Source organism: Pseudomonas tremae, from assembly GCF_001401155.1.
GTDB lineage: Bacteria > Pseudomonadota > Gammaproteobacteria > Pseudomonadales > Pseudomonadaceae > Aquipseudomonas > Aquipseudomonas tremae.
This window is the reverse complement of the sequence record NZ_LJRO01000001.1, coordinates 1-485: the sequence shown is the minus strand read 5'-3', so window position 1 is coordinate 485 and position 485 is coordinate 1. Positions and strand designations below refer to the sequence as shown.

The window sequence follows — 485 nt, the reverse complement described above, 5'->3', positions numbered from 1 at the left end:
GGATTGCCGTGGAATCCGCATACTGCGCAGTCAGTCCAACCATCCATTCGTTGCTGAGCACCGCGAGTTGATCCACAAGATCGGCGTTACCGGCGGCAAGGTAGAAACCCGCATTGCCGGCGCAAACAAAGACGCCACCTACCTGCTGGCCGATGTAGAGGTGGTCGCTACTTACAAATTACACAACCTGAGCCGTACCAAGCTTGAAAGCATTTTCCACCGTTTGTTCGGCGCAGCCCAACTAGATTTAACCATTGATGACCGCTTCGGCAATCCGGTAAAGCCGAGGGAATGGTTCCTGGTACCGCTGCATGTCATTGATGAAGCGGTTGAGAGCATTCGGGATGGGTCGATTACCGATTTTGCGTACGATCCGCAGACAGCTCGCTTGGTCAGATAGGGGAGCCCGCAGAATTCGGAAAAAATCGTACGTTAAGCACTGCCGACAGGAGGCATACCCTCGTGCAACCTGGACTGTGTCCGAT

1 protein-coding gene is annotated in these 485 nt (G+C 54.0%); it reads left to right on the top strand.

Annotated features, from left to right (window positions below; all coding sequences use genetic code 11):
• Positions 1 to 400: GIY-YIG nuclease family protein (locus tag ALO43_RS00005; protein ID WP_162235556.1), on the top strand; the 400-nt coding region annotated here is incomplete at its 5' end.
• Positions 401 to 485: the final 85 nt, after the last annotated feature.